16 protein-coding genes and 1 tRNA gene are annotated in these 26032 nt (G+C 34.9%); 6 read left to right on the top strand and 11 right to left on the bottom strand.

The genetic code is table 11. The features are described 5' to 3' along the window. The 3 genes from ribB to GKZ86_RS24510 all read left to right on the top strand — a co-directional run bounded on the left by ribB (position 1) and on the right by GKZ86_RS24510 (position 1768). A complete protein-coding gene (gene ribB, locus GKZ86_RS24520; protein WP_154785654.1) occupies positions 1 to 1131 on the top strand; it encodes a 3,4-dihydroxy-2-butanone-4-phosphate synthase in 1131 nt (376 codons plus the stop codon). Positions 1132 to 1133: 2 nt separating this feature from the next. Further along, the gene (locus tag GKZ86_RS24515; protein ID WP_154785653.1) at positions 1134 to 1523 is read left to right on the top strand and encodes an acyl-CoA thioesterase; all 390 of its coding nucleotides are present in this window, start codon (positions 1134 to 1136) and stop codon (positions 1521 to 1523) included. Between the two features lie 160 nt (positions 1524 to 1683). Beyond that, positions 1684 to 1768: transfer RNA gene (locus GKZ86_RS24510), tRNA-Ser, on the top strand. Between the two features lie 314 nt (positions 1769 to 2082). Here the strand turns inward: GKZ86_RS24510 and GKZ86_RS24505 are convergent. Continuing rightward, positions 2083 to 2400, bottom strand: a complete 318-nt coding sequence (locus GKZ86_RS24505) for a hypothetical protein (RefSeq protein WP_154785652.1) — start codon at positions 2398 to 2400, stop codon at positions 2083 to 2085. A gap of 74 nt (positions 2401 to 2474) precedes the next feature. Further along, complete coding sequence (gene yiaA / locus GKZ86_RS24500) at positions 2475 to 2948, bottom strand: inner membrane protein YiaA (protein WP_154785651.1); 474 nt, start codon at positions 2946 to 2948, stop codon at positions 2475 to 2477. Positions 2949 to 2967: 19 nt separating this feature from the next. On the opposite strand from yiaA, the gene GKZ86_RS24495 reads away from it, so the two are divergent. Continuing rightward, entirely contained in the window at positions 2968 to 4584 is a 1617-nt protein-coding gene (locus tag GKZ86_RS24495; protein ID WP_154785650.1) for a tetratricopeptide repeat protein, read from the top strand. 178 nt (positions 4585 to 4762) lie between these two features. Here GKZ86_RS24495 and GKZ86_RS24490 read toward each other — a convergent pair whose 3' ends face one another. The 9 genes from GKZ86_RS24490 to GKZ86_RS24450 all read right to left on the bottom strand — a co-directional run bounded on the left by GKZ86_RS24490 (position 4763) and on the right by GKZ86_RS24450 (position 19116). Next, positions 4763 to 6985, bottom strand: coding sequence for a multicopper oxidase domain-containing protein (locus tag GKZ86_RS24490; protein WP_154785649.1), 2223 nt, complete (start codon positions 6983 to 6985; stop codon positions 4763 to 4765). 15 nt (positions 6986 to 7000) lie between these two features. Continuing rightward, on the bottom strand, positions 7001 to 7825 hold the full coding sequence (locus GKZ86_RS24485) for a DUF3347 domain-containing protein (protein WP_194632476.1): 825 nt from the start codon (positions 7823 to 7825) through the stop codon (positions 7001 to 7003). A gap of 414 nt (positions 7826 to 8239) precedes the next feature. After that, complete coding sequence (locus GKZ86_RS24480) at positions 8240 to 8761, bottom strand: DUF3347 domain-containing protein (protein WP_154785648.1); 522 nt, start codon at positions 8759 to 8761, stop codon at positions 8240 to 8242. Continuing rightward, a complete protein-coding gene (locus GKZ86_RS24475) occupies positions 8758 to 11199 on the bottom strand; it encodes a zinc-dependent metalloprotease (RefSeq protein WP_154785647.1) in 2442 nt (813 codons plus the stop codon). The genes GKZ86_RS24480 and GKZ86_RS24475 overlap by 4 nt, the downstream gene beginning before the upstream one ends. A 5-nt stretch (positions 11200 to 11204) precedes the next feature. Continuing rightward, entirely contained in the window at positions 11205 to 12629 is a 1425-nt protein-coding gene (locus GKZ86_RS24470) for a RagB/SusD family nutrient uptake outer membrane protein (protein ID WP_154785646.1), read from the bottom strand. 4 nt (positions 12630 to 12633) lie between these two features. Next, a complete protein-coding gene (locus tag GKZ86_RS24465; protein ID WP_154785645.1) occupies positions 12634 to 16290 on the bottom strand; it encodes a SusC/RagA family TonB-linked outer membrane protein in 3657 nt (1218 codons plus the stop codon). A gap of 135 nt (positions 16291 to 16425) precedes the next feature. After that, positions 16426 to 17559, bottom strand: coding sequence for a FecR family protein (locus GKZ86_RS24460; protein ID WP_154785644.1), 1134 nt, complete (start codon positions 17557 to 17559; stop codon positions 16426 to 16428). A gap of 194 nt (positions 17560 to 17753) precedes the next feature. Beyond that, on the bottom strand, positions 17754 to 18323 hold the full coding sequence (locus GKZ86_RS24455) for an RNA polymerase sigma factor (protein WP_154785643.1): 570 nt from the start codon (positions 18321 to 18323) through the stop codon (positions 17754 to 17756). 325 nt (positions 18324 to 18648) lie between these two features. Continuing rightward, positions 18649 to 19116 carry a YbaK/EbsC family protein gene (locus GKZ86_RS24450; protein WP_154785642.1) on the bottom strand — a complete coding sequence of 156 codons (468 nt, stop codon included), beginning with the start codon at positions 19114 to 19116 and terminating at the stop codon, positions 18649 to 18651. Positions 19117 to 19553: 437 nt separating this feature from the next. Between GKZ86_RS24450 and GKZ86_RS24445 the strand changes: the two genes are divergently transcribed. Together GKZ86_RS24445 and GKZ86_RS24440 are read left to right on the top strand one after the other, a co-directional pair. Further along, the gene (locus GKZ86_RS24445) at positions 19554 to 20180 is read left to right on the top strand and encodes a Crp/Fnr family transcriptional regulator (protein ID WP_154785641.1); all 627 of its coding nucleotides are present in this window, start codon (positions 19554 to 19556) and stop codon (positions 20178 to 20180) included. Positions 20181 to 20397: 217 nt separating this feature from the next. Further along, a partial coding sequence (locus GKZ86_RS24440) for a choice-of-anchor Q domain-containing protein (protein ID WP_305069149.1) occupies positions 20398 to 26032 on the top strand: 5635 nt, incomplete at its 3' end.

Genomic DNA, 26032 nt, shown 5'->3' with positions numbered 1-26032 from the left:
ATGTCAACAAAAATACAACTCAACACCATTGAAGAAGCTATAGAAGATATTCGTCAAGGTAAAGTTATCATTGTAGTCGATGATGAAGATCGTGAGAATGAAGGTGATTTTTTGGCTGCAGCTGAAAAAGTAACACCTGAAATGATCAATTTTATGGCTACGCACGGACGCGGATTAATTTGTGCTCCATTAACAGAAAGCCGTTGTAAAGAATTGGACTTAAGACCAATGGTTACAAATAATACAGATCATATGGAAACTGCTTTTACGGTTTCTGTTGATTTAAAAGGACATGGAGTAACGACAGGAATTTCGGCTGCAGACAGATATAAGACTGTTTTAGCATTGACAGATTCAAATATAAAACCACACGAATTAGCAAGACCCGGACATATTTTTCCTTTGGTAGCGAAACAAGGCGGTGTTTTAAGAAGAACAGGACATACAGAAGCCGCTATTGATTTTGCAAGATTAGCTGGTTTTAAATCGGCTGGTGTTATTTGCGAAATATTAAACGAAGACGGAACGATGTCTCGTTTGCCTGAACTTGTAAAAGTTGCTAAGAAATTCGACTTAAAATTAGTTTCTATTGAAGATTTAGTGGCTTACAGGATGCAACACGATAGCTTAATCGTTAAAAAAGAAGATTTCGATATCGAAACCCGATTTGGAACTTTTAGATTAAGAGCTTACGAGCAAACTACAAATAAACAAATTCATATTGCTTTAACAAAAGGAACATGGAATCTTGGTGAAGCTATCTTAACGAGAATTCACTCTTCGCAAGTAAACAATGACTTATTAGGAACATTGACCAACAATGCTGAACAACAATTAGACGATATGTTTAAGGTGATTAATGAAAACGGAAAAGGTGCCGTTATTTTTATTAATCAGGATATGCAGGCTGTTAATTTATTAAACAGAATTTCTGAACTTAAAACATTGCAGGCCGGAGGAACAATGAAAGCACCAAAAGTTATCATTGACAGTAAAGATTACGGAATTGGAGCTCAAATTTTGCATGATATCGATATTTCTAAAATTAGATTAGTTTCAAACACTGAACAAACAAAACGTGTTGGAATGATTGGATACGGATTAGAAATAACTGAATACGTTAGTTACTGAATATGGGGACATTAGAAGAAAGAATTGTAAAATCTGAGACGCATATTTTTAAAGCGGTTTTTCCGAGTACAACGAATCATTATGATACTTTATTTGGAGGAACTGCCCTTCATCTAATGGACGAAGTTGCTTTTATTTGTGCTACGCGATTCAGCCGCAAAAAAGTAGTAACAATATCTACAGGTCAAATTGATTTTAAAAAAGCAATTCCGGCCGGTACTTTAATCGAATTAGTTGCTAAAGTGGTAAATGTTGGAAGAACGAGTTGTAAAATTCATGTTGATATTTTCATGGAACAAATGTATTCAGAGCTTCGTGAAACAGTAGTTTCAGGAACTTTTTCGTTTGTTGCGGTTGATGAAAACAAAAAACCAATGCCGATTTTAGACTAATTGCATTATTTAACGTAAAAATGTTCTTTTAGTAAATACTGATTATTAGACACTTGAAAATTAATTTAAAATAATCAGTAAAAAAGCTTTAAAAAAGTTTTGAGAACCGAAAAAGCGTCTTATATTTGCACTCGCAATCAGCAAATGATCGCAACATATTGGAGGAATGGCAGAGCGGTCGAATGCGGCAGTCTTGAAAACTGTTGACTGTAACAGGTCCGGGGGTTCGAATCCCTCTTCCTCCGCGAAAGGTTTAAAACTAAGAAAAAGCAAAATTTTTAAAGTTTTCAAAAAAACCTCTAAAACTCGATAAACCCTGCAAATCAAAAGATTCGTAGGGTTTTTTCTTTTCTACATGTTGTTCAATATTTAAAACAAAGATTCAATAAACTATAAGACTACAAGGAAAGAATCTTATATCTTCAAATAAAATAATATCCAAGTGTTCAAATCATCAAAACGGTTCACGAATTATCCGTTTAGGTTACTAAATAAAAAAGCTTCAGAGAAATCCGGAGCTTTTTTATTTAACCCTGTAAAAGAGAAAATGATTTTTTTTTTACATTAAAGAAAAAACACTCCACCCACACAGGACTAAAGAAATTATCATCAAAATTTTGGATAACTTTTTTAGATAAGCTGTCTTTTTAGATTCTGAAAAGATAATCGCTGCTATTGCTAATAAAAATATTTCAATGACAGTTAAGAGAAAAGCATTCTGAAGACATTCGGGAAACAAACTAAGATAAGCAGCCTTGCAATCTTCAAACTTAGTGTATCTGGTACAAATATATATCCACCAGAATTTATTTAAAATATCAGCCGTAAGTAATAATACTCCAATGCCATAAATAATCGATTTGTATTTAGATTTCATAATCATGTGAATTAGACTTTAGAAAACCCCAAAACTGCACAGTATTGTGACAGTAATGGGGCTCCGCTAAAATATTATACATTAATCGATTCAAATTGCTTAAGGTCTCGGGTATTTTTTTGCACAGCAAGCGACGAAAATAGCCCTAATACAAACAACATTCCAAAGAAACCTTTTTCACTAAGCAGTAAATCAGCATTCCACAGACCAATTACAAGCAATACTATAGAGGCAATAGTACTAAACCAGCTTATACTGTAATACAGATCAGTTACGGGTATACCTTCTAGCTTGTCACGTACACTTTTTTGTACTGATATTACTGAGAAAAGACCAAAGAGAAGAATTGTAAAATAATAACCTTTTTCATTATAGGCCATTTCAGAATTATAAAGACCAATACAATACGAGGTCATACCTATAATTAATGTCATCCAGGAAGCTCCCACAAAGGCCGCACTTGGTTTTAAAGGGCTGTATTCAATATTTAATCTTGCGTTTTTTGATTCTGAATTGTTGTTTAATTCATTTGATTTTAGCGGTTCCATAATTTTATGTTTTATAATTATGAGACAAATTTCAGCATGTAACATGAGTTATAAAAATCAATTTATTTATAAAACTGACGATATAAAACTTGATTTTTATTATTTTTACTTCAATAAAACCATATTTATGAATGCACTACACGAGATATCGAATATTATGAATGAAAGCGATAAAAAAGCATTTTTACAATATTTATCTAAAAAAAACAAACGCAAAGACACTGTTAATATAGCATTATTCAATTCTTTAAAAACTGACGATATAAAATTTAAAAAAAAGAATTCATCAGATAAAAAAAGTGCTGATGTTTATCATGCTCAAAGAAAAAGACTTTATGACAACATGATTGATTTCATGGCTAATCGAAGTTTTGAAAATGATACTTCGCAAGACAACGCAATACTTCGTCTTATTGTTGTGAGTCGCTTATTTTTTGAGCATAAACTTGAAAAAACGGCTTTTAAATGTTTGGCAAAGGCTGAAGAAATCGCAACAAACATTGAGCATTTTAGTTTGCTTAATGAAATATATCTGACTCAGATACAATTTGCTCATTTTGATTTGTCACAGCCAATTGAAAAAATAATACAGAATTTCAAAACAAATAAAAAAAAGCTCGAATATGAGCAGCAGCTTAATTTGGGATATGCTGTTTTACGTCGTGAACTAGCTGCTATTCATCATGAAAGTCGAATTATAGACTTCCAGTCGCTTATAAAAAATACTATTGAAACATACGGAATATCGTTAAAACAGGGATTAACTTTTAAATCGCTGTACCAGATATTATTTATTGCCAATGAATACGCTTCTATAAACAACAATTACTCACTTATACAGCCATTTGTTATTAAAAGCTATCGGTTTATTAATAAAAAAGCAGATTTGACCGATAAGCATTTGTACTACCATATCTACATATTGTATTTTATAGCCAACTTCTATTTTCGTAATGGTCGGTTTACAGAGTCTTTAAACTATCTTAATTCGATGTTTACAGAACTGAAGAAACAGTCTGAGAAATACTATCATCGTTTTTGTTTGAGGTATTTTTTACTGCTTTCTTTCAATGAAAACTATCTTGGAAATTTTCAAAAAGCGATAGAAATTGCTGAGAAGTCCTTAACTTTAAATAAAAAGACAGATCCTAATGACAGTAACGACATTCGTCTTATGCTTATCGTTTTTTATATACAGCAAAATGCCGGACGCAATGCCGTAAAAGAAATGGCAAAACTAAACCATACGGACAGTTGGTACGAAAAAAAAATGGGTATGGACTGGACAATAAAAAAGTGTCTTGTGGAAATCTTACTTCATATACAGGAAGAAAATACTGAACTGGTGATATCACGAATAAAAAGTTTTAAACGGCGTTATAAAAAATACCTTTTAACGGTGAATGAAGAACGAGTTGTGCAATATCTCTTGTTTGTAGAACAATATGTAATGAAACCCGAAATTATAAGAACTGAAAAATTTCAAAAAACAATAGAGGATTTTATAATTACATCTCAAAATGGACCTAAGGACATTTTAATCATGAGCTTTTTGGCTTGGTTACTTGCAAAAGTAAGACAGAGGCCGATCTATGAGACAACCTTAAATCTTCTAACTACATATTTTCCCGCCTAACATTCGATATACATCGTCTTTAAAATGGTCGAATGAATTTATGGAAATTCGTGACACATCTGTCTTTAAATATTTAAAAATATAATGTATGTTCTTATCTCATAATCTTCCAAAAAAGCCTGTAAACTTATTGTTTACAGGCTTTTTTTAACTGAATATTTTAATTTGGAAGTACATTCTAATAATTCAGGTTTAGTCCAAATCCTATTCCCATATCACTATCGTAATGTGTCGTAAATCCGAAATTCCTGGCTGCTATGTATTTTAAACCCATCATATATTCTTTATCTGTATTCCACATAAGATTCATTCGGAGTCTTTTGGAAAGTGGAATATCCATGCGTTCGAGCTGAAGACGGAAATTACCATCAGTGTAAACTTCCGTTTGCGCTACAATGAGCATCGGAAGAGTATAATTAACTCCGGCACTAAATACCGCCCGATTATCTTTAGTATTTCTTTTTCCAAAGAGATTTTCTTCGCGTTCTCCCATTTCCATTTTACGATATCGCCAATCAAATCCAATAAAAGGCATAAGCCATTGCATTTTGCCAATATACCTGCCAATATGAGTTTCGGTTTCATAACCATGCATATCCATATAACCCAGCCTCCATTCTGTACCTATACTCCATCGGGTATTTTGCAACATGGCTTCGCCATCATTACCGTTGGTTGCAAAATCATTTTGCGCCATAAAATGAAACATTCTGTCATCAGCAAAAAGCTTTTTCTGTGCGGCTTTTGAGTTGGGAATTTCAGGATTGGTTTTCTGGTTTTCGTAGCTAAAAATCCTTCCCATGCCACTCATCATGTGGTAGAGAATATGGCAATGAAAAAACCAATCGCCTTCAGCATTAGCAGTAAATTCAATCGTATCGGTTTCCATCGGCATGATATCTACCACATTTTTTAGCGGCGCAAAATCTCCCTGACCATTGAGCAGACGAAAATCATGTCCATGAAGGTGCATCGGATGACGCATCATAGAACCATTGTACAATACAATACGAACGTTTTCTCCTTTTTTGATCAGGATTTTATCTGTTTCTGATATCACTTTATTGTCCAGACTCCACACATAACGATTCATATTTCCTGTGAGTTCAAACCGAAGTTCTTTTACTGGTACATCTTTAGGAAGAGTTGTTTTTACAGTAGATTTAAGCATGCTGTAATTTAAAGTTACAATATCTGATAATGCATTGCTATTGTATTGCTCTGCTCCTTCGTTATGTTTTTTATGTGAAGATTTTTCTTTTTTAGTTGTCTCTCCGGTTATTTCAGGATACATTACCACGTTCATATCCATTTGATTTAATGACATACTCATACCCATGTCATCCAGATTGCCATTCATTTTCATCATGCCGTTCATCATCTTCATTCCTTCAAAATATTTTAATTTAGGTAATGGTTCTGCAAGCTGTATGATGCCGGAACCAATATACAAAGAGGCTGATTTGGTTCTGTCTTCAGGCGTAGCTAAAAACTCGTATGCAGTTTGATTTTCTGGAATATTGATCACAATATCATACGTTTCAGACACGGCAATAAGCAATCGATCAACTGCAACTGGTTCTACATCATTACCATCATTGGCTACGACCGTAATTTTACCGCCTGCATAAGTCAGCCAGAAATTACTTGAAGCTCCACCATTAGAAACCCGTAAACGAACTTTATCTCCCGCTTTAAATTGTGTAAGCCTACTTTCATTCGCACCATTTATTAAAAAACGATCGTAATACACGTCACTCACATCCATGGCGTTCATTCGTTTCCATTCATTGATCACTTTCGTGGAAAAATGTCCTTGTTTGAGCGCTTCTCCATAACTTTGGGTTGTTCCTTTTTTAATAGCAAACCAGTCACTCGCATTGTGCAAAAGCCTGTGGATATTATCTGGATTCATGTCGGTCCATTCGCTTAAAATAACGGGAATCGTTGGCAGATCATCAATCCCTTTTCTGAAATTTGGATCATCTGTTTTTTTATTTATAACAAAAGATCCATACATTCCTATTTGTTCCTGAAGTCCACTGTGACTGTGATACCAGTGCGTTCCGTTTTGGATTATGGGAAATGTATATTTATAGATTGTGCGGGGTTTTATAGGCATTTGAGTCAGATATGGAACACCATCTTCCTTGTTGGGCAAAAATAGCCCATGCCAATGAAGCGATGTCTCTTCATCCATCTCGTTGTGAACATAAATCTCGGCAATATCGCCTTCTGTAAAAGTAAGTGTGGGCATTGGAATTTGTCCATTAACAGCAATAGCTCTTTTTGGTAATCCGGTAAAATTGACCAATGTATCCCTGACATAAAGATCATAACGCACCACTTTTTGCGCGCTTACTGTCACAGCAAAAAGCAGCATTATATAAATTGATTTCATTTTTATATTTTCAAATTATTGAATAATCTCTATCGTATTACCACAATTTAACATCTGAGCACCATAGTATGGATTTTTTACAGCATTTTCTTTGCTAAGCCAGTTGGCATCTTTCATTGGGCAATATTGATAATACACAGGTTGTGCCGGCTTAGAAGTTTTAATAATTTCATATAGATTTTGGGACAATTCTTTGAAACTTTCTCTTTGTTTACCAATAACTTTTACTGTTATAATCGCGTTTGATTGTGCAGTTAATAGTGAATTTACTTTTATCCAGATTTTATATTCCTGTAAGGATAAAGATTCTGGTTTTACAGAAGAAATAGCCTCTAACAATAATTTTGCGTTGACAGAAACTGCTATATTATTTGACTGAACAAAAGCATCTTTAAGATTAAAATAAGCGTCGTAAACTTTTTGTAAAGAAGATATAGAGTCTGTTTCAGGATTAACATCTTGCTTTTTGGTATCTATTTCTGATTTTGGCGTTACTTTTTTTGCTTCTCGTATATATTTACAACAATCTGGCAGCTTGGCATAGGTAGCGTCTGTTGCTAGAAAACTGCTATTATCATAACCTGCCAAGGCTATACGTTTTAGAATTTGATTGGTATTGGTTTTCTTTGGATCATAAGAAATCAAAGCGATTTGAGTATTTTTATCCCAATTGACAATCACAGCATTTTTTTGATTACCGGACTTTTCTATATTGATTTTACAGATGTCACATTTGCCATATATTTTAATATTTTCAGTAGAAGCATTTTTAATTTGAGAATAGTTTGCAACTGATAGCAATAGAAGCATTGCCATCATTATATTTTTTAATGAATACATAATAGCTGTTTTTAAGTGAATCGTTTAATATCAGATCAAAGTCACTTTATTTAAAGCTCTTTTAAAATTGAATTTAAACATAGAAATAGGTATTTTGAACAGTAATGCTCTAAAATTGACAGATTATAGGCTATCAAGATTTTTTGAGATTTCTCTTATGAAAAGCAGAATTCGATACTTTACTTTTACAAGCCATAACATTATTTGACACCAACAGTAAACCCAAAACAAATAAAAGTAATAGAAAAATCTTTTTCATCAATTCTGTAATGTACAGCAATATAAAATTTACATTTATTTGTTGAACGTATTATTTATTGCTTTTTTCCTGACAATATCGTTTTTATATAAATAGACAAATACGGCACCTTTTCAGAATACCGTATTTTATCCAACTAATCAATTTAAAAAAATCTACAAACTTGCTTTTATTTCACCGCAGGTCAACATATTTTTTGGATAGTAAGGATTTTTGATTTCCTTACTGTCACTCGCCCATACTGCACTGGTCATTGGACAAACCTGTAAATATAATGCAGTATCAGCGGCCTTGAATTTAGGCGCAAGCTCCCAAAATTTAACCGAAAGCAACTGAACAATTTTGCGCTGCTTATTGATATTTTTAGTTACTGTTACTTCAGTAGCAAGGTCTATAAGTTCTTTTCTTTTTTTTGTGGCTTCGTTCATTTCTTCCAGACTTAGCTTTTTAAACCTGAAATCTTTTAATGATTTTTTTAATGCGGCTGCATTTGTAACAACTGCCAAACTATCTGAAACCACAAGATTGTTTTTTAAAGCCAGATAATTATTCGTAATTTCCTTTTTCTGTGCTTCGCGTTTTTCTACTAATTCTGGAGCTACTTCTTCTTTTGATGTTAACTGCGCTTGCGCTAAAGTGCTAAAGCAAACAAATGCTATAACTAATAATTTTCTCATATATCGGTTTTATTTAGTTTTGAAATAATTTTATCAATTTCGATTAAAATACCTTCAAAATGATCCTTGTTTAATCCTGTTGATGCACTCATTAACTTTGTAACATCAGTTCTTAATTTTAAAAGATGTTGTTTTCCATACAACCTCACATCACTACGTTGTGCAGCATTTAAAGCTTTACCGGGTTCAACTTCTTTAGGTAACAAAAGCATGCTTAGCTTGTCAACATAACTGCGTTGTAAACCTCTTCTGTAAAAATCTAATTTTTCATTACCACTAAAATTTACCCAAACAGTTTGTTCTAAATCGTTTAAAAATTCAGGAACTGTATACGCTCCTTCAAATTGCATTGCTTTAACACTGATATTGTATAATATACCGGAGCTTAAAAGCATATTTAATACCTGATTTTGCTGATCTGATATTTCATCTGCCGTTTTTAAAGGAATTAGCTGACCTATTTCCTGAGGATACATCCAGAGAGGAGCTGCAAATAATTGTCTGCCTACATAATCTACAGCCGCTTTTACTTTTGCTTTAGGAACAGGCTGATATACTGAACCTTTTTCATCAACAGTTCTTTTGGTAATGTAGTTGTTGCCAATATATTTTAGCACATGATATAAATACAAACCATATTGTCTCACAACGGCTTTATGCATATCTGATAAATTATCATAAGGATCGTTAGGCTCATAAGTCCACTCAATAAGATGAGGCACAACACGTTTTAAATTTTTAATTCCGTAATCACTGGCAAGTACGGCATCATCACCAAGATCTTCTGTTTGACTTCGAGGATCTTCGTCTTTTCCTTCGCCTCCAAACCATAATTTAGGATTAGCAGTCAAACTATCAGTAGCCATTTTGCTTAGTATTTTTTCTTCTTCAAACTCATCTTTAGCTTTCGGAAAATAGTCATAACCCCACTTAACAGCCCATTTATCGTAGATACCAATACGAGGATAAATACCCTGCGCACTAATATTGTCTTCTGGTTGCGCTACATAATTAAAACGGGCATAATCCATTATAGAAACGGTATGACCATTTGCTTCAACCCATTTTTTATCTCTTAGTTTTTCTACCGGAGTAGCACTACTTGCTCCCATATTATGACGTAAACCAATAGTGTGCCCAATTTCATGAGAAGAAACAAAACGAATTAATTGCCCCATTACTTCATCATCTAAGTGCATTTTTCTGCCTTTTGGATCTAAAGGTCCTACTTGAATCATGTACCACTTTTGCACTAATTTCATCACATTATGATACCATCCTACATGACTTTCGATGATTTCTCCGCTTCTGGGATCGCTCACATGAGGTCCGTAAGCATTAGAAGTTTCAGAAGCATAATATCTTACTACAGAATACCTTGCATCTTCCAGACTCATTGTTTTATCATCTTCCGGCCATTCTTTACCAACAATAGCGTTTTTAAAACCTGCTGCTTCAAAAGCTTTTTGCCAATCGTTGATTCCCGCAATTAAATAGGGTCTCCATTTTTTTGGCGTTGCCGGATCAATGTAATAAACAATTTGTTTTTTAGGTTCAACCAATTCGCCATTTAGATATTTCTTAATGTCTTTGTCTTTTGGTTCTAAACGATAACGCTGAATAATAAACTTTGCTTCGGCTCGCTGTGCATCGTCATCAAACAAAACATATTTATTCGAAAAATACCCCACTCTTTCATCTGCAAAACGTTTACGCATTGGCGTTTTTGGAAGCAGTACAATTGATGTGTTTAATCGCAACGTCATGCTCCCACTACTTGCCGTAGCTTGCGTGTAGGTTTTTGTAGTTTTTACTTCAATGTTGATTGGATAAGCATCTACAGTTTCTATAAAAGATTTATCATCAGCGAGAGAGGTTAGTTTTTTTTCTGTTTTCTCCTGACTTGCCAAAGAAAACATCGCATTCTCTTTCTTGAAAGCATCTGTTACATCAATGACAATATCTCCCGTTGCAGGATTGATTGTTTTTATTGGAAAAGCGGTAACAATTGCATTTTCGTTACTTCCGGCTAATGCTTTTGCCAACATCGATTCTGCGTTTCGAACATCTTGTTTGTACTGCATTGACCTTAAAAAAACGGTATTATTAGACCCTTTTTCAAAGTAAATAGTTTGTTCATTGCCTTTCTCACCTCCAAAACGTCCAAAACCTTCTGGAGTAGTAAGGTATCTGGTTACTACCAGCATATATCTGTTAAACAAACTGTCCGGAATTTGAAAGTAGTATTTCGTATCTACCTGACTAACCGTAAAGAGACCTAATTTGCTTTTAGCACCTTCTTTAATTACTTTATCGTAGGGTTGTAAACCTTTTGACTGTGTACTGGTACTATCTGCTTTTTTTTCTGCCGGAGTTTGTGAATAACCATGCTGTTGTCCGGCAAGCAGCATGATTATTAGTATAAATAATTTCTTCATTAGGATTAGAATGGAACTTTTTCGTCTGTGTTTAAGGTAAGTTTTGGATTTTTTGTAAGCACCGATAATGGAAACGGTATAATATACAATCTTGAATTAGGCTGTAAAATATACGTTTTTTGGGCAACGGTTTTGTTCACAAGTGGAAATAGTCTGGTAACTGTCTTTGCATAATCTGCCTCAGTGTTTAATCTTTTAAGATCAAAAAAACGATTAAAACCTAAAAGCAATTCTTTTCTGCGTTCGTTTATAACAAGTTCCATTGTTTCTTTTCTCGTCGTTGGAACAGCTAAATTTACAGTACCTGATAAAATACGTTTTGCTCTTAATGTATTTAAAACATCAACCGCTTCAGTAAATTTATCTTCTCTCGCATAACATTCAGCCAACATCAAATAAACTTCGGTTGTTTTCATTCCAACTGTAGAATAAAAGAATTTCGTATATGCCATTGACCAATATGCTGCATTTGAACCCTGATCCAGATTTGTTGTGCTGGTCGTATTAAAAAACAAATTAAAACGTGCATCGTTTGTGCCAAATAAAGTTCTCAATTCCGGACTTATAAGATATTGATAGGCAAAATTCATCTCGTTGTAACCGGTCATATACTGGTAGCTCAGTACCTCAACATTATTTGCTGCAGGTACAGAAATTGCAGCTGGTCCGCCTTGTGCATTATAAGCTACCAAATCAAATATTTTATTATTATAGCTTAGTGACTTTTCTGCAGCTTCTCTAGCGCTGGCAATTTCACGTTTAAACAAATGCACTTTAGCTTTAAATGCATAAGCAAATGCCAATGACGGATGGTAAACATCAACTGGTTTTTCCTGAAGATATGGTAGTGCCTCGTCTATATCTTTCTGAATAAATGCATAAACTTCTGCTACAGTAGATTTTGATGGCTGTGACTCCAAATCAAATTTATCCATGATGCAAATTCCTCCATCTGTAGTAGCAGTTTGCGGATCATAGCCTTTTGCATAAGTGTTTACTAACAAAAAGTGATCGTATGCCCTGTTAATTTTGGCTTCGGCTTTTGCCAATTGTTTTGTAGCTGCATCTCCTTTACTGTCATCCACTAATGTAATAATGGTATTCCATCTGTTGATATAAGCGTATGCCTGACTGTAAAAACTGGAACTTGTTAATAAGGAAACCCTATCTGTAGTTTCATCAAAAGTAAAATTGATAATATTGATGTTGGGTGTTTTTCCTATTACGTCTCCTTCTTTCATCCATTGATCGTCTACCAAATACTGAAAGTTATTGATTGGATATCCTCTGTTTGGCAGTGATACCAAGTCATAATATTGTGCAGCTGTTTCTACAACTAAAGCCCCTTTTGGTGTAACATCTGTGTAGTCTTCGCAAGATGTTACGGTTAACATCAGCAGCGACAGTGTTATTGTATATATGTGTTTCATTTTTTTAAAGAGTAAGGTTAAAACCAAATAAATAAGTTACAGGCAATGGTAAATTACGTGTTCCTGAATTAGCTGAATAAACTTCCGGATCTATATGATTTCCGGCAGCACTCCAATACCAAAGATTATTTGCCTGAAAAGTAAATTTAGCCGATGACATTTTAATTCTGTTTGCGAACGATTTTGGTAAATTATAACCTAATGAAATGTTTCTAAGTTTGACGTAATCTCCATCGACAACATTTACATCTGAATTTCGCCATTGGCTGCTGATTGTTCCGGCATAAGAGGTATTTCTAAGATTATCAGCAAAATCTACATATAAACGAGTGTTACCATTTTGATTTGTATCAGTGTAACGATCTGTAATACCTGAAAGATTTACTGCATCTGTACTCATATCAAGCGTTTCTTTACGCATTACATTTCCTCCTGAGAAAACAAATAACAGATTCAGGTCAAATTGTCTGTAAGAAAATCGTTGTGACAACGAACCGGTATAAGTTGGTATTAAACTTCCCTTATTTACCAGGGCTGCAGTATTATTGATTATTTTTATACTGCTTGCTACCGGGTTTCCATTGGCATCAAAAGTGATTGATGGATTTCCATTTTCATCTAAAACATAAGGGTATCCATTAACTGTTCCTCCATATTTGTAAGCATACAAACTGTTATATCCCTCATTTTCTAAAAAGTAATCTATAGGTGAACTAACATAAACTGATGCACTTGATTGTGCTCTGGTTACTTTTTTAACAGTCGTTTTGTTAAAGGCCAAAACAACATTAGAACTAACATGGAAATTTCCATTATTATACCAGTCAGAACCAACACTAAATTCAATTCCTCTGTTTAGCAAAGCTCCGGCATTAATTCTTCGGCTCAATGCACCAACGGTAGGATCTAAATCTGTTGTAGCCAGCAAATCGGTACTGTATTTATTATAAATATCGATACTACCTCTTAACTTACTTAGAAACAAACTGTAATCTATACCAAAGTTGGTCGTTTGTGTTTTTTCCCATCTCAACATTGGATTTGGCTGATCTGTGATACTTGTGTATTGCAACGATTGATATAAGTTATCGTTTTTTCTTGTAGCAGTCACGTATGGAGTTGTAGACTGATCTATATTTCCGTTTACACCATAAGTTGCTCTTAGTTTTAGCGCACTAACCCATTCAATTCCTTTCATGAAATTTTCGTTGCTAATATTCCAGCCTAAACCTGCAGACCACAACGGACGGTTTTTATATTTCGGATCTACTCCAAACAAATCTGCTCTGTCTACCCTGTAACTTCCGGTTACATTATATTTAGATAAAAAAGTATAACCTAAAGTACTAAATACTGAAAAATAACGATGTAAAACTTCTTTCTGCGTTCTTGTTCCCGCTGCCAAAGTTTGATTATTTCCATAAATATAACTCGAAACACCAGTCTGACTTAATGCAAGACTGTTCAGTACAGCAGAGCTAAGTGTAACAGGATCATAGCCGTATCGTAACTGCTCAACAGTTTTAGGCACATACGTTTCTCTCATTTCAAAACCGGCAATGGCACTAACATAATGTCTGCCTCCGTCAAAATCCTGATTAAAATCTAACTGATTTCTAAAAGAATAATTATTAACCTGACTGCTTATTTGTTTGAATCGGCCTCCTGTTGAAACTCCTTCTACATTGGTGTAAGCATTCGTAGTAGCATTATATCCTGTTAAAGCATTAATAGCATAACGCATTTTATAAGAATTAACATCGTAATACGACTCGTTTTCGTTTCTTTTTGATTCGTATTGAAATTGTGAACTTGCACTTAAGCCTCTCCAGATTTTAGCTTTCAGGTTTGCAAAAGCTCTTACACTCAAAGAGTTTTGATGTACAATACCTTCATCAAGTGCATTTAAAACATTAAAAGTTATGGGTTTAAAACCACTTAAAGCGGCTATTTTTTCTGCCATAGCCGGGTTAATAACACTGCTTGAGGTAAAACCATCCTTAATACCTACAAATGATGATAGTACACGATTTCCATTATCATCCGTAATACGCTCGTATCTTTTTTGAATATCATAATTACCAAAATCACCATCAGTAGCATCGTCGTTACTATACGTTGCATTTAATCCAATAGTAGCATTTAACCAGTCTTTTACCTGAAAACTGGTTTTTGCATAAAGATTAAATGCACGGCTGTCGTTGTTTATTATACGGCCTTTTGCCTGATCATAATTAAATGACACATACGTATTTTGCTTCGCGCTGCTGCCCGAAAATGCAACATTATAACGCTGTCTCAATTCATTTTGCCATACATTATCCCTGTAATCTTTATAATAGTCGTTTTTTCTCCATTGCGCAATAGTATTGCTATAATCTGCATTGCTATAATCTGCATTGCTGATTTTTCCATCTTCTAAGTTTCTGTTCAGCTGGTAAAGAGGGCTGTAATATTTCGGGTTACTGCTTCCAATATCTCCATAACTGCTAAACATAGTAGCCGTGTTTGCAAATCTTGCTCGCTCTTTATCATATACATTCTGCTCAAAATCAATTATATCACTTGTAGAGGCATAATTCATATCTCTCAAATTTGGCTTTGTAGAGATAAAGAAATCAGAATTGATGCTTACTTTCAAATTACCGTTTCCTTTTTTAGTCGTTAAAACTATAATTCCGTTTGCTGCTCTTGAACCATAAATAGAGGCTGCCGCTGCATCTTTAAGAACGTTGACACTTTCGATATCATAAGGATTAATATCTTCCAGAGTCAATTCGGTTGGCAAACCATCAATTACCAAAAGCGGTGCGTAGCCAACTGTAGGAGAAAAAGTCCCCATTCCTCTTAATATTGGCTTATCTGCGTCTGAACCAGTTACATTTTTTTGAAACATTAAACCAGCCACACGCCCCTCTAATGCTGTTGATAAACTAGTATTGATATTTTCATTTAAAGTTTTTTCGTCAATTTTAGTAATTGCACCGGTAAATCGACTACGTGCAATATTTTGATAACCAGTTACTACAATTTCTTTCATTTCAGATGTTTTCTCTACCACTATAAGTGTCATGAGATTACGTCCGTTAATAGGAAATAATGTTTTCTCAATAGTTAAACCAGAACACTCAATTGTACCATTATTCGGCACATCATAAAGAGTAAAGCTTCCGTCAAAATCGGTTATTGCATGTTTATTTGTGCCTTGAACATAGACATTGATTCCCGGAAAAGGCTCATTTTTGTTGTTTAGTACTTTTCCTCGAACGTCCGTTACTCCGTTTCCCAAATCTTCGCCTCTCAGTGGAGTCACCACTATCGTTTGATTGGTAATCGTGTACTTTAAATTTTGATTATTAAAAATTAAATTTAAAGTCTCTTTTAAAGGAGAATTTTTAACATTAATAGTTACAGGACTTGAGTTTTTGAGTAAATTCTGAGTGTAAAAAGCCTCGTAATTAGCTTGTTTTGCCACTTCTGTCAGAACTGTTTCAAGTGGTGCATTTTTAAAATTAATGGTAATATTTTGTGCCTGACCTGCAAAACTGCAAAGGAGCATGAACAGGGCACTAAACGCCCATAAATTGGTTGAAGAATTAATTTTCGGATTTTTTTTTCCGAGTTTTTTGTAAGGTTTTTTTGGTTGTAAATTAAATTTCATACATTTACATTGGTTTTAGTTAAACAATAGGTGGACAACTTATATTGGCTATGAACTTTTAAAACAAACCGGAAGCATCGCAACTGCTTCTGGTTTTTTAGTTTATAGTCTCAATATATTCAGGTAAATTTAAAATCAGGGGTACACAATAATTGTTTTTCCTTCGACCTTAAATTTTATATCGCTAAGCTCAAGTACTTTTAATACTTCAGACAAATTTTTATTCATAAACGTACCTCCGTTAAATCGTACATCAGAGACATCGCCACGGTATTCTACTTTAATTCCGTACCAGCGTTCCAATTGTTTCATTACTGTTTTAAGATCGGCATTATCAAATTTAAATCGACCGTTTTTCCAGGCAATTGTGGCTTCGGTATCGACTTCTCTAATTTTAATTTTAGTAAAGTTATCTGACACACTGGATTGCTGTCCGGGTTTTAAAACTGATTTTTCATTTTTATAAGTAACCGCAACACTTCCTTCCAATAAAGTAGTTTTTACAACTGTTTCATTATTATAAGCATGTACATTAAAATGTGTTCCAAGTACTTCTATAGTCTGATTAGCAGATTTTACGATGAAAGGTTTATTTTTATTTTTAGCCACTTCAAAATAAGCTTCTCCTTCTAGCTCGACAACTCTTTGATCACTATTAAACTGGGTTGGATATTTAATAGAGGAAACCGTATTTAGATATACTTTGGTTCCATCTGCCAAAACAATATTGTATTGTCCTCCTGTTGGTGTAGAAAGTGTATTGAATGAATTTGGATCTTCTTTTGAAGTATCTGCATCTGGATTTATCACATATGTTATAACTCCATTTGCGCCCATCTTAATTGTTACTTCTTCTCCCTCTTTGGCAATAGTGTCTTTTGCTGAAATATTAGCCAGAATAATTTGCTTTCCGTTTGAAAGTGTCAGGATTCCTCTATTTCCTCCCGGAGCAATTTCCTGTTGTTTCGCAGCAACCTGAATAATTTGCTCTTTTGGTTTTGTGAAATAAAATATTCCCGTGCCCAACAATAAAGCTATTGATGCCGCAACAGCAACACGTGGCCAAATACTAATTACTTTTGTTTCTTGCTGTAATGGCAATTTCGATTTTAGGTATTGGTAACTATCTTCGAGTTCGTACTCGTTAAGTTGCATTGAGCTATTAGAAGCTTTGTGCAAATACCACGCATCTAGTTTATCCTCATCTTCACTGGATAAAGAACCATTCTGGTATTTTTGTAGCAACGCTAAAATTTCAGTTTCATTCATAATTACAACAAGAAATTTTGTCCTGTTTTAAGTAAGACAGTTATAAATAACTTTTGTCATAGATGATGACAAAAAAAAATTAAAAAAATATTATTATATCATTAACAATTCTACAACAACGTTAAATTTTGTTCACTAACAAAGATGTTATGACTAGATTATATCATAGAAATTAACAAAAGCAATATTATATTTTACCAAATAAAAACACTCATAAAAGACTTGAGTTTTTCCCTTAGTATTTTTAGTGAATTATATACCTGTTGTTTTGCTGTTTTATCTGTAATATTTAATTGAAGTGCAATTTCATCATACGAAAGTTCTTCTACTTTTCTTAAAAGAAAAACTTCGCGCATTTTTTCAGGAAGCAAAGCAATTTCTTTAGCAATAATAGCTTCTAATTCTTCTTGTCTAAGATTTGAATCTGCGAATACATAATCCTTTTCAATAAAGTTTGAAATTGAATCGGCATAACGCAAAACCACTTTTTCGTGGGCGATATGATTTAGGATTCTGTTTTTTGTTGCTTTGTATAAGTAAGAGGAAAGAGACCCTGTGATTGTTAATTCATGGCGTTTGTTCCAGATAGATAAAAATACTTCCTGAACAACATCATTTGCTTCATCACGATTACCTAATATTTTATAGGCATGGTTCACCAGAATTTTACAATACCTTTCAAAAATTTCTGTATACGCTAATTGATCATCTTCTTTAAGAAAATTTAATAAAATATGATCAGCATATTTACTATAAACAGACATTAATTAAAAGGGGTGAGAATCTAAAAAAGCAATATTAATCATTTTTTATGTTAAAAACTAAAAGATGACTCAGTTAGAAAAAAAAATCCAGAAGCAGAAATTATTTTCTTATCTACTTATTATGTCTGAAAATCCTAAAAATTGTATAAAACAAAGACTGCCCTCTCTTTTAGAATTTAGACATTCGTTTAATTAATTATAAGGACGAACAATGAAAGCAATCTTTCTTTTGAAATAAAAATGATGAAAAAGCTCCATTAGAAATAATGGAGCTTTTTATAGACAATAAATATCTTGAATTATTATTTTATTTTCTTTGTCCGTATTATTCTTTAGTAACATCTACCCATTTTTCAGATCCTGAAAAATTTTCCAATTCTGTAGTCGTAAGCTGAATTGCTGAATTAACACTTCCGCAAGCTGGATAGATATATTCAAATTTCTTAAGTGATTCATCGAGAAAAACCCGAACTTTTTTATTAACCCCAAATGGACAGACACCACCAACAGGATGCCCTACCAAAGATTCAACATCCTCAAAAGTCAACATTTTGGCTTTTAAACCAAATTCCTGCTTGAATTTGCTACTGTCTATCTTTTGATATCCCGATATTACAATCAAAATTACGCCTCCCTCCTTATCGTATAATGAAATCGACTTGGCTATTTCTCCACCGGTAACACCAAGAGCTTCTGCTGCCAATTCTACTGTTGCACTTGAAGTATTAAGAATTACAATTTCTGAATCCTTGTTCCATTTTTTTAAATGTTCGCGCGCCTGTTCCAATCCCATTATTTAATATTTTTATAGTTAATTTTCCTCTTTCTTTCTAGCCAATCAATCAGCATATTCAACAAAAATTAGCCTAATTTATCAAAACGTAGCCAAATTACTGCTATAATTTCTAATTCCATCCATCTTTGCTTTAGTGTCTCAAATTTTTCAGATTAAAAGATAAATTATTCAACCAAAAATTTAATGAAATATAGTAGATTTGAAGCACACATAAAATTTAAATTAAAGGACAGTATTAATTACGAAGTAAGCTGTAGTTCTAAAATTCATCAAAAAAAAACCAAATGAATTGATTTTGAAGCTTTATTAACTATTGTGAACGATGAGGACTATAAAGAGTAATTATTTTTTATTTAAAAATTGTCTTCCTTATCATGAACAATTATACATTGACTTAAAAAGCAAACTAAAACAATAAAATTTTAAAATCAATTATGAATCAATTGAATCATCACGTACGTCATAGTACTCCTGAAGAAGCTGCTACACTTTTATACGTTTTTAACAGCGTATATACTATCAGTGAGGGCTCTAAAAAATTTCTTATCGAAAATACCTACCCACTTGAGGTAAGAAAAGGCAGAAAATTGCATAAGGCAGGAGAAATTTGCGATATGATTTATTTTGTGAATAAAGGAGCTATTCGAGGTTATGTACAAGATTCTAATAGGGAAATTACAACCTGGATTACAGTAGAAAATGAGTTGGTGGCCTCAATTCATAGTTTCATATTACAAATTCCAAGTTATGAAAATATGGAAGCTATTGAAGATTCGTCCCTTCTGGGTATGAAACACTCAGACTTACAGCATTTGTATGATATTGAACCTGAATTTAATATAACCGCGCGACGTTTTTATGAAAAATACTATTCGGATGCAGAAGTTAGAGCTTTGATGGGACGTCTAAGTAAAGCCGAAATCAAGTACGAATATTTTTTAAAAACCTATAAACATCTTTCGACACGCATTCCCCTAAAATATATTGCTTCGTTTTTGGGTATTAATCTTGAAACTTTAAGTCGGGTTCGTAGCCAAATTCGTAACACATCTGAAAAATAAAGTTTGACAATTGTCAAATAATTGCATTCTTGTTTTTTTAAAAAATTTACCTATTTTTTATCAACTTATTTAAAATCAATGTTTTACAAAATATTATTTTAACATTTTGATTTCACTTCTTCAATTTGCTTCGTATTTACAAAGCCAAATTGTTAAAATTTAGACTATACTTTTGCCGCATTAAATACACTTTGTTGTGCTCCAAAACGTAGTTTCTATGAGAAAACTTTACACTTTATTACTTTTTTTATTTGTCATTGTCCAAATTCAGGCTAAAATAACAGCTCCGGATTCAAATACAAATACTTTTATACCGACTTGGAAAACTAATAATTCAGGTTCATCCAGCGATACTTTGATTACTATTCCAATCTCAGGAATAGATAAAGTCCCTATCAATCGTGTTTTGCCAATATATGATGCTGTTACTCCTAATGCTGATGGCGTTGTTTACGTTAAAAAAGGTGCTACGGGCGACGGAAGCAGCTGGGCCAGTGCTACCGGTGAACTCGCCGATGCATTGCTAGAGGCTTCTACTAATACTGCTATTAAACAAATTTGGGTAGCTGGTGGAACCTATTCTCCTAAATACGCAGCTGATTTCAGCAGTGCAGATAACAGAGACGTAACATTTTTAATGCAGATCGATGTAAAAATGTATGGAGGTTTTGCCGGAACAGAAACAACCCTTGCTAACCGTGATCTTACGCTCACCGCCAACAAAACGATATTAAGTGGCGAACTCGGTACGTTAAATAATGCTACAGATAATGCTTATCATGTTGTAGTCATGACAGGTGAAGCGGGCACTGCCGAACTGAATGGTTTTACTATTACAAGAGGCTATGCCAACGGAATCCAAAGTTTAACAACAACGAATGGTAATGCGGTAAACAGATCTTTTGGTGGTGCTATGCAGCTAGTGTCTGCTTCTCCGGTACTGGCCAATCTTGAATTTATAGCTAACACAGCAAAGTCCGGAGGTGCACTGGCATTACTCACTGAAGCCAATGCTTCTATACAGGATGTGGTATTTAAAAATAATACAGCTGACTTCGGGGGAGGTGTTACTATACGCTACGGTAATACCTCTGTTTTTGACAGAGTTACGTTCAGTGGCAACAGCGCTTCATCAGATGGCGGGGCTATCAATTTAGTAAATTCTGTTGCTCCTGTATTTAAAAACGTACAGGTTACTGGTAATAAAGCTTCACGTTACGGAGGCGCTGTCTTAATAGGTGATAATATCGCATCTACCGTTATTTTTCTCAATACTGTATTTAGTGGTAATGCCAGCAGTGATGGAACTATTTATATACTCACGGGCAACATTACTATACGAAATAGCATTATGTATGGCAATAGTCACGGTATTACCAATAATGGTGGTAGTTCTTCTACCGTCAATATTGTGTATAGCCTCGTGCAAGGGGTAAATGCAAATTTAGCTAATAACACTATTAATGGTTCCATCGATCCTTTATTTGTAAGTCCAAACGCTTTCAATAATGCGCCTTCTACCGCTGGTAATTATGCTTTAAAAGCAAACAGTCCCGTTATAAATAAGGGGGCTAACAATCTTTATAATGGACTAGACTCCAATACTAAAGATTTGGCAGGTAAACCTAGGGTACATAATTACAATAATTCGGGTACTATTGATATTGGTGCTTATGAATATCAGGAAATAAATGCAGACGGAATTATATATGTAAATGCTAACGCTACCGGCTCTGGTACAGGCATCAGCTGGACGAATGCAGCGACCAATCTGGGTGAAGCTTTAGTTATGGCACAAACACTAAATACAAATACTGCCGGAACCATTAAGCAAATATGGGTAGCTGGTGGAACTTATTATCCTAAATATGCAGTCGATTTCAGCAGCGGATTTGAAGGAGATAAGGCATTTCTAATGCTGAAAGATGTAAAAATGTATGGCGGTTTTGCAGGAACAGAAACAACCCTCGCTAGTCGTGATCTTACGATTACTGCTAACAAAACAATCTTAAGTGGTGACTTGGGTATATTAAATAATGCTACAGACAATGCTTATCATGTTGTAGTAATGGCAGGTGCAGCAGGTACTGCCGAACTGAATGGTTTTACTATTACAGGAGGATCTGCCGGTAAGGGTGGTAGTTTAACAGTAAATGGGCAGACCTTACTTGGTCCTTATGGTGGAGGTCTGGCACTGGTAGCAGCTTCTCCTGTGCTGGCCAACTTAGAATTCGTGCAAAACACAGCCTCCAATGGAGCTGGTCTTGCATTACAATCAGGATCTAATGCTTCTTTACAAGATGTAGTATTTAAAAATAATTTAGCCTACCTTGGCGGAGCCGTTTACATAACCTCCGGTAATACTTCTGTTTTTGAAAGGGTTACATTCAGTGGTAACCAAGCTAACTCGCATGGCGGGGCCATTTATATCGGATCTAATTCAACTTCTGTATTTAAAAACATAGAAATTTCAGGTAATAAAGCTTTAGAGAACGGAGGAGCTGTATACATACTAAATAACGTTGGTAAGGTATCTTTTATTAACTCAGTCATAAGTGGTAATACTAGCAACAATGGGGCTATTTATACGCAAGGTGCCAGCATTATTGTACAAAATAGTATTATTTATGACAATAGTCATGGTGTAATCAGTTCAGGTGTTTCTGATCCAAATACTGTCGTTTATAGCCTTGTGCAAAATATAGCTGCAGATGCAACCAATCATATTCTTGATGGTTCATCACCGGTATCTTTTGTAAATGCGCCTAGTTATACAACCGCTCCTTTCAGTGGCGGTGATTATCGATTAAGCTCTGGCAGTGTTGGTATAGATGCAGGTAGTAATAGCTTTTTCTCTGGTTTAACCGCGTCGTCTAAAGATTTGGCAGGTAAGCCTCGTATATATAATTACAATAATTCGGGTACTATTGATATTGGTGCTTATGAATACCAGGGATTAAATACAGACGGTATTATATATGTAAACACTAACGCTACCGGCTCTGGTACAGGCAGCAGCTGGACGAATGCAGCTACCAATCTTGGTGAAGCTTTACGTATGGCAAAAACACTAAATACAAGTACTGCCGGAACCGTAAAGCAAATTTGGGTAGCTGGTGGAACCTATTATCCTAAATATGCAGCTGATTTTAGCAGCACAGATAACAGGAATAAGGCATTTGTAATGCTGAGAGATGTAAAAATGTATGGCGGTTTTGCCGGAACAGAAACAACCCTTGCTAGTCGTAATCTTACACTCACCGCTAACAAAACAATCTTAAGTGGTGATTTGGGTATACTAAATAATGTTACAGACAATGCTTATCATGTCGTAGTGATGGCAGATGGAGCAAGTAATGCCGAACTGAATGGTTTCACTATTACAAAAGGGTATGCCAACGGGACTGGTTATTTACCACTAAATGGGCAGTTTCTATCTGGTTCTCAAGGTGGAGGCATGATACTTGTAGAGTCTTCTCCTGTGCTGTCCAACATTCAGTTCCTTGAAAACACGGCCAACGCTGGAGGTGCTCTTGAATTATACTCAAGATCCAATCCCATAATTCAGAATACGATATTTAAAAATAATATAGCCACCTATGGCGGAGCTGTTCACTCGCTCTCCAATAATGCTTCGGTTTTTGAAAGGGTTACATTCAGTGGCAACAGCGCTATGAATGGCGGGGCTATTTTTATAGGATCTATTTCAACTACTGTATTTAAAAACACAGAAATTTCAGGCAATAAAGCTAATGATAACGGAGGAGGTGTATACATAATAAATAACACTAGTAAGATATCTTTCATTAATTCGGTCATAAGTGGAAATAGTAGCAACAATGGGGCTATTTATACGCAAGGTGCAAGCATTATTGTACAAAATAGTATTATTTATGGCAATAGCGATGGTATTATTAGCACCGGCAGTTCTGATCCAAACACTATCGTTTATAGCCTCGTGCAGGGTATAAATGCAGATGCTGCTAATAATATTATAGATGGTTCAATCGATCCTTTATTTGTAAGTCCAAACACTTACAGTAACGCACCTTCTACTACTGGTAATTATGCGTTAACAGCAAATAGTCCTCTTGTGAACAAGGGGTCTAACAGCCTTTATAATGGACTAGACTCCAATACCAAAGATCTTGCCGGCAATCCTAGGGTGTTTGATTATGCTAACGCTGGTATTATCGATATTGGTGCCTATGAAAGTCAAGTGTTTCCACTCGTTACTTCTGCCGGAGCGCAAACCAATTTGAGCTGTAACGGTGACAATAATGGTTCGGCAACCGTTAATGTAACCGGTGGAACTGTAAGTTATTCTTACAGTTGGAACACTAATCCTGTACAGACTACTGCAACTGCCAGTAATCTAAAGGCAGGCACCTATATAGTAACAGTAAAAGATGCCCTTAATACAATAAAAACACAATCCTTCACCATAACAGAACCCACAGCCTTGACGGTGACTCCTACTCAAACTGATGTAGCTTGCAATGGTTCAGCAACGGGTTCAGCAACGGTAAGTGTTTCAGGCGGAACAGGAAGTTATACATATAGCTGGAATACAACTCCGGTTCAAACTTCGGCAACAGCTACAACATTATCAGCAGGAAATTATATCGTGACAATAACAGACGCGAATAATTGTTCGACAACGCAGTCTTTCACCATAACAGAACCTACAGCCTTGACGGTGACTCCTACTCAAACTGATGTAGCTTGTAACGGTTTCGCGACTGGTTCAGCAACAGTAAATGTTTCAGGCGGAACAGGAAGTTATTCTTATAGCTGGAATACAACTCCGGTACAAACTTCGGCAACTGCGACAACATTAGCAGCAGGAAATTACATTGTGACAATAAAAGATGCGAACAATTGTTCGATAACACAATCTTTCACCATAACAGAACCGACAGCGTTGATTGTAACTCCTACTCAAACTGATGTAGCTTGCAATGGTTCGGCAACGGGTTCTGTAACTGTAAGTGTTTCCGGTGGAACTGGAAGTTATACATATAGCTGGAATACAACTCCGGTACAAACTTCGGCAACTGCGACAGCATTAGCAGCAGGAAATTATATTGTGACAATAAAAGATGCGAATAATTGTTCGACAACACAGTCTTTCACCATAACAGAACCAACAGCCTTGACGGTAACTCCTACTCAAACTGATGTGGCTTGCAATGGTTCGGCAACGGGTTCTGCAACGGTTAGTGTTTCCGGTGGTACAGGAAGCTATTCTTATAGCTGGAATACAACTCCGGTTCAAACTTCAGCAACTGCGACAGCATTAGCAGCAGGAAATTATATTGTGACAATAAAAGATGCGAACAATTGTTCGATAACACAATCTTTCACCATAACAGAACCGACAGCTTTGGTTGTGGTTCCTACTCAAACTGATGTGACTTGTAACGGTTTCGCGACGGGTTCAGCAACAGTAAATGTTTCAGGCGGAACAGGAAGTTATTCTTATAGCTGGAATACAACTCCGGTTCAAACTTCGGCAACGGCGACAGCATTAGCGGCAGGAAATTACATTGTGACTGTAAAAGATGCAAACAATTGTTCGACAACACAGTCTTTCACCATAAGAGAACCTACAGCACTTACTGTAACTCCAACTCAAACTGATGTGACTTGCAATGGCTCGTCAACAGGTTCAGCAACGGTAAGTGTTTCCGGCGGAACAGGAAGCTATTCTTATAGCTGGAATACAACTCCGATTCAAACTTCGGCAACAGCTACAGGATTATCCGCAGGAACTTACATTGTGACAATAAAAGATGCAAACAATTGTTCGACAACACAGTCTTTCAACATAACAGAACCGACAGCCCTAA

Origin of the sequence: Flavobacterium sp. LC2016-13, assembly GCF_009707955.1 — a bacterium.
In the GTDB taxonomy this organism is placed as follows: Bacteria; Bacteroidota; Bacteroidia; order Flavobacteriales; family Flavobacteriaceae; genus Flavobacterium.
Note: the sequence above shows the minus strand (reverse complement) of the source record. Positions and strands in the feature narration are given on the sequence as shown.

Coding starts and splice junctions, on each gene's coding strand:
- ribB (WP_154785654.1), top strand. CDS start 1: ATGTCAACAAAAATACAACTCAACACCATTGAAGAAGCTATAGAAGAT.
- GKZ86_RS24515 (WP_154785653.1), top strand. CDS start 1,134: ATGGGGACATTAGAAGAAAGAATTGTAAAATCTGAGACGCATATTTTT.
- GKZ86_RS24505 (WP_154785652.1), bottom strand. CDS start 2,400: ATGAAATCTAAATACAAATCGATTATTTATGGCATTGGAGTATTATTA.
- yiaA (WP_154785651.1), bottom strand. CDS start 2,948: ATGGAACCGCTAAAATCAAATGAATTAAACAACAATTCAGAATCAAAA.
- GKZ86_RS24495 (WP_154785650.1), top strand. CDS start 2,968: ATGAGACAAATTTCAGCATGTAACATGAGTTATAAAAATCAATTTATT.
- GKZ86_RS24490 (WP_154785649.1), bottom strand. CDS start 6,985: ATGAAATCAATTTATATAATGCTGCTTTTTGCTGTGACAGTAAGCGCG.
- GKZ86_RS24485 (WP_194632476.1), bottom strand. CDS start 7,825: ATGTATTCATTAAAAAATATAATGATGGCAATGCTTCTATTGCTATCA.
- GKZ86_RS24480 (WP_154785648.1), bottom strand. CDS start 8,761: ATGAGAAAATTATTAGTTATAGCATTTGTTTGCTTTAGCACTTTAGCG.
- GKZ86_RS24475 (WP_154785647.1), bottom strand. CDS start 11,199: ATGAAGAAATTATTTATACTAATAATCATGCTGCTTGCCGGACAACAG.
- GKZ86_RS24470 (WP_154785646.1), bottom strand. CDS start 12,629: ATGAAACACATATATACAATAACACTGTCGCTGCTGATGTTAACCGTA.
- GKZ86_RS24465 (WP_154785645.1), bottom strand. CDS start 16,290: ATGAAATTTAATTTACAACCAAAAAAACCTTACAAAAAACTCGGAAAA.
- GKZ86_RS24460 (WP_154785644.1), bottom strand. CDS start 17,559: ATGAATGAAACTGAAATTTTAGCGTTGCTACAAAAATACCAGAATGGT.
- GKZ86_RS24455 (WP_154785643.1), bottom strand. CDS start 18,323: ATGTCTGTTTATAGTAAATATGCTGATCATATTTTATTAAATTTTCTT.
- GKZ86_RS24450 (WP_154785642.1), bottom strand. CDS start 19,116: ATGGGATTGGAACAGGCGCGCGAACATTTAAAAAAATGGAACAAGGAT.
- GKZ86_RS24445 (WP_154785641.1), top strand. CDS start 19,554: ATGAATCAATTGAATCATCACGTACGTCATAGTACTCCTGAAGAAGCT.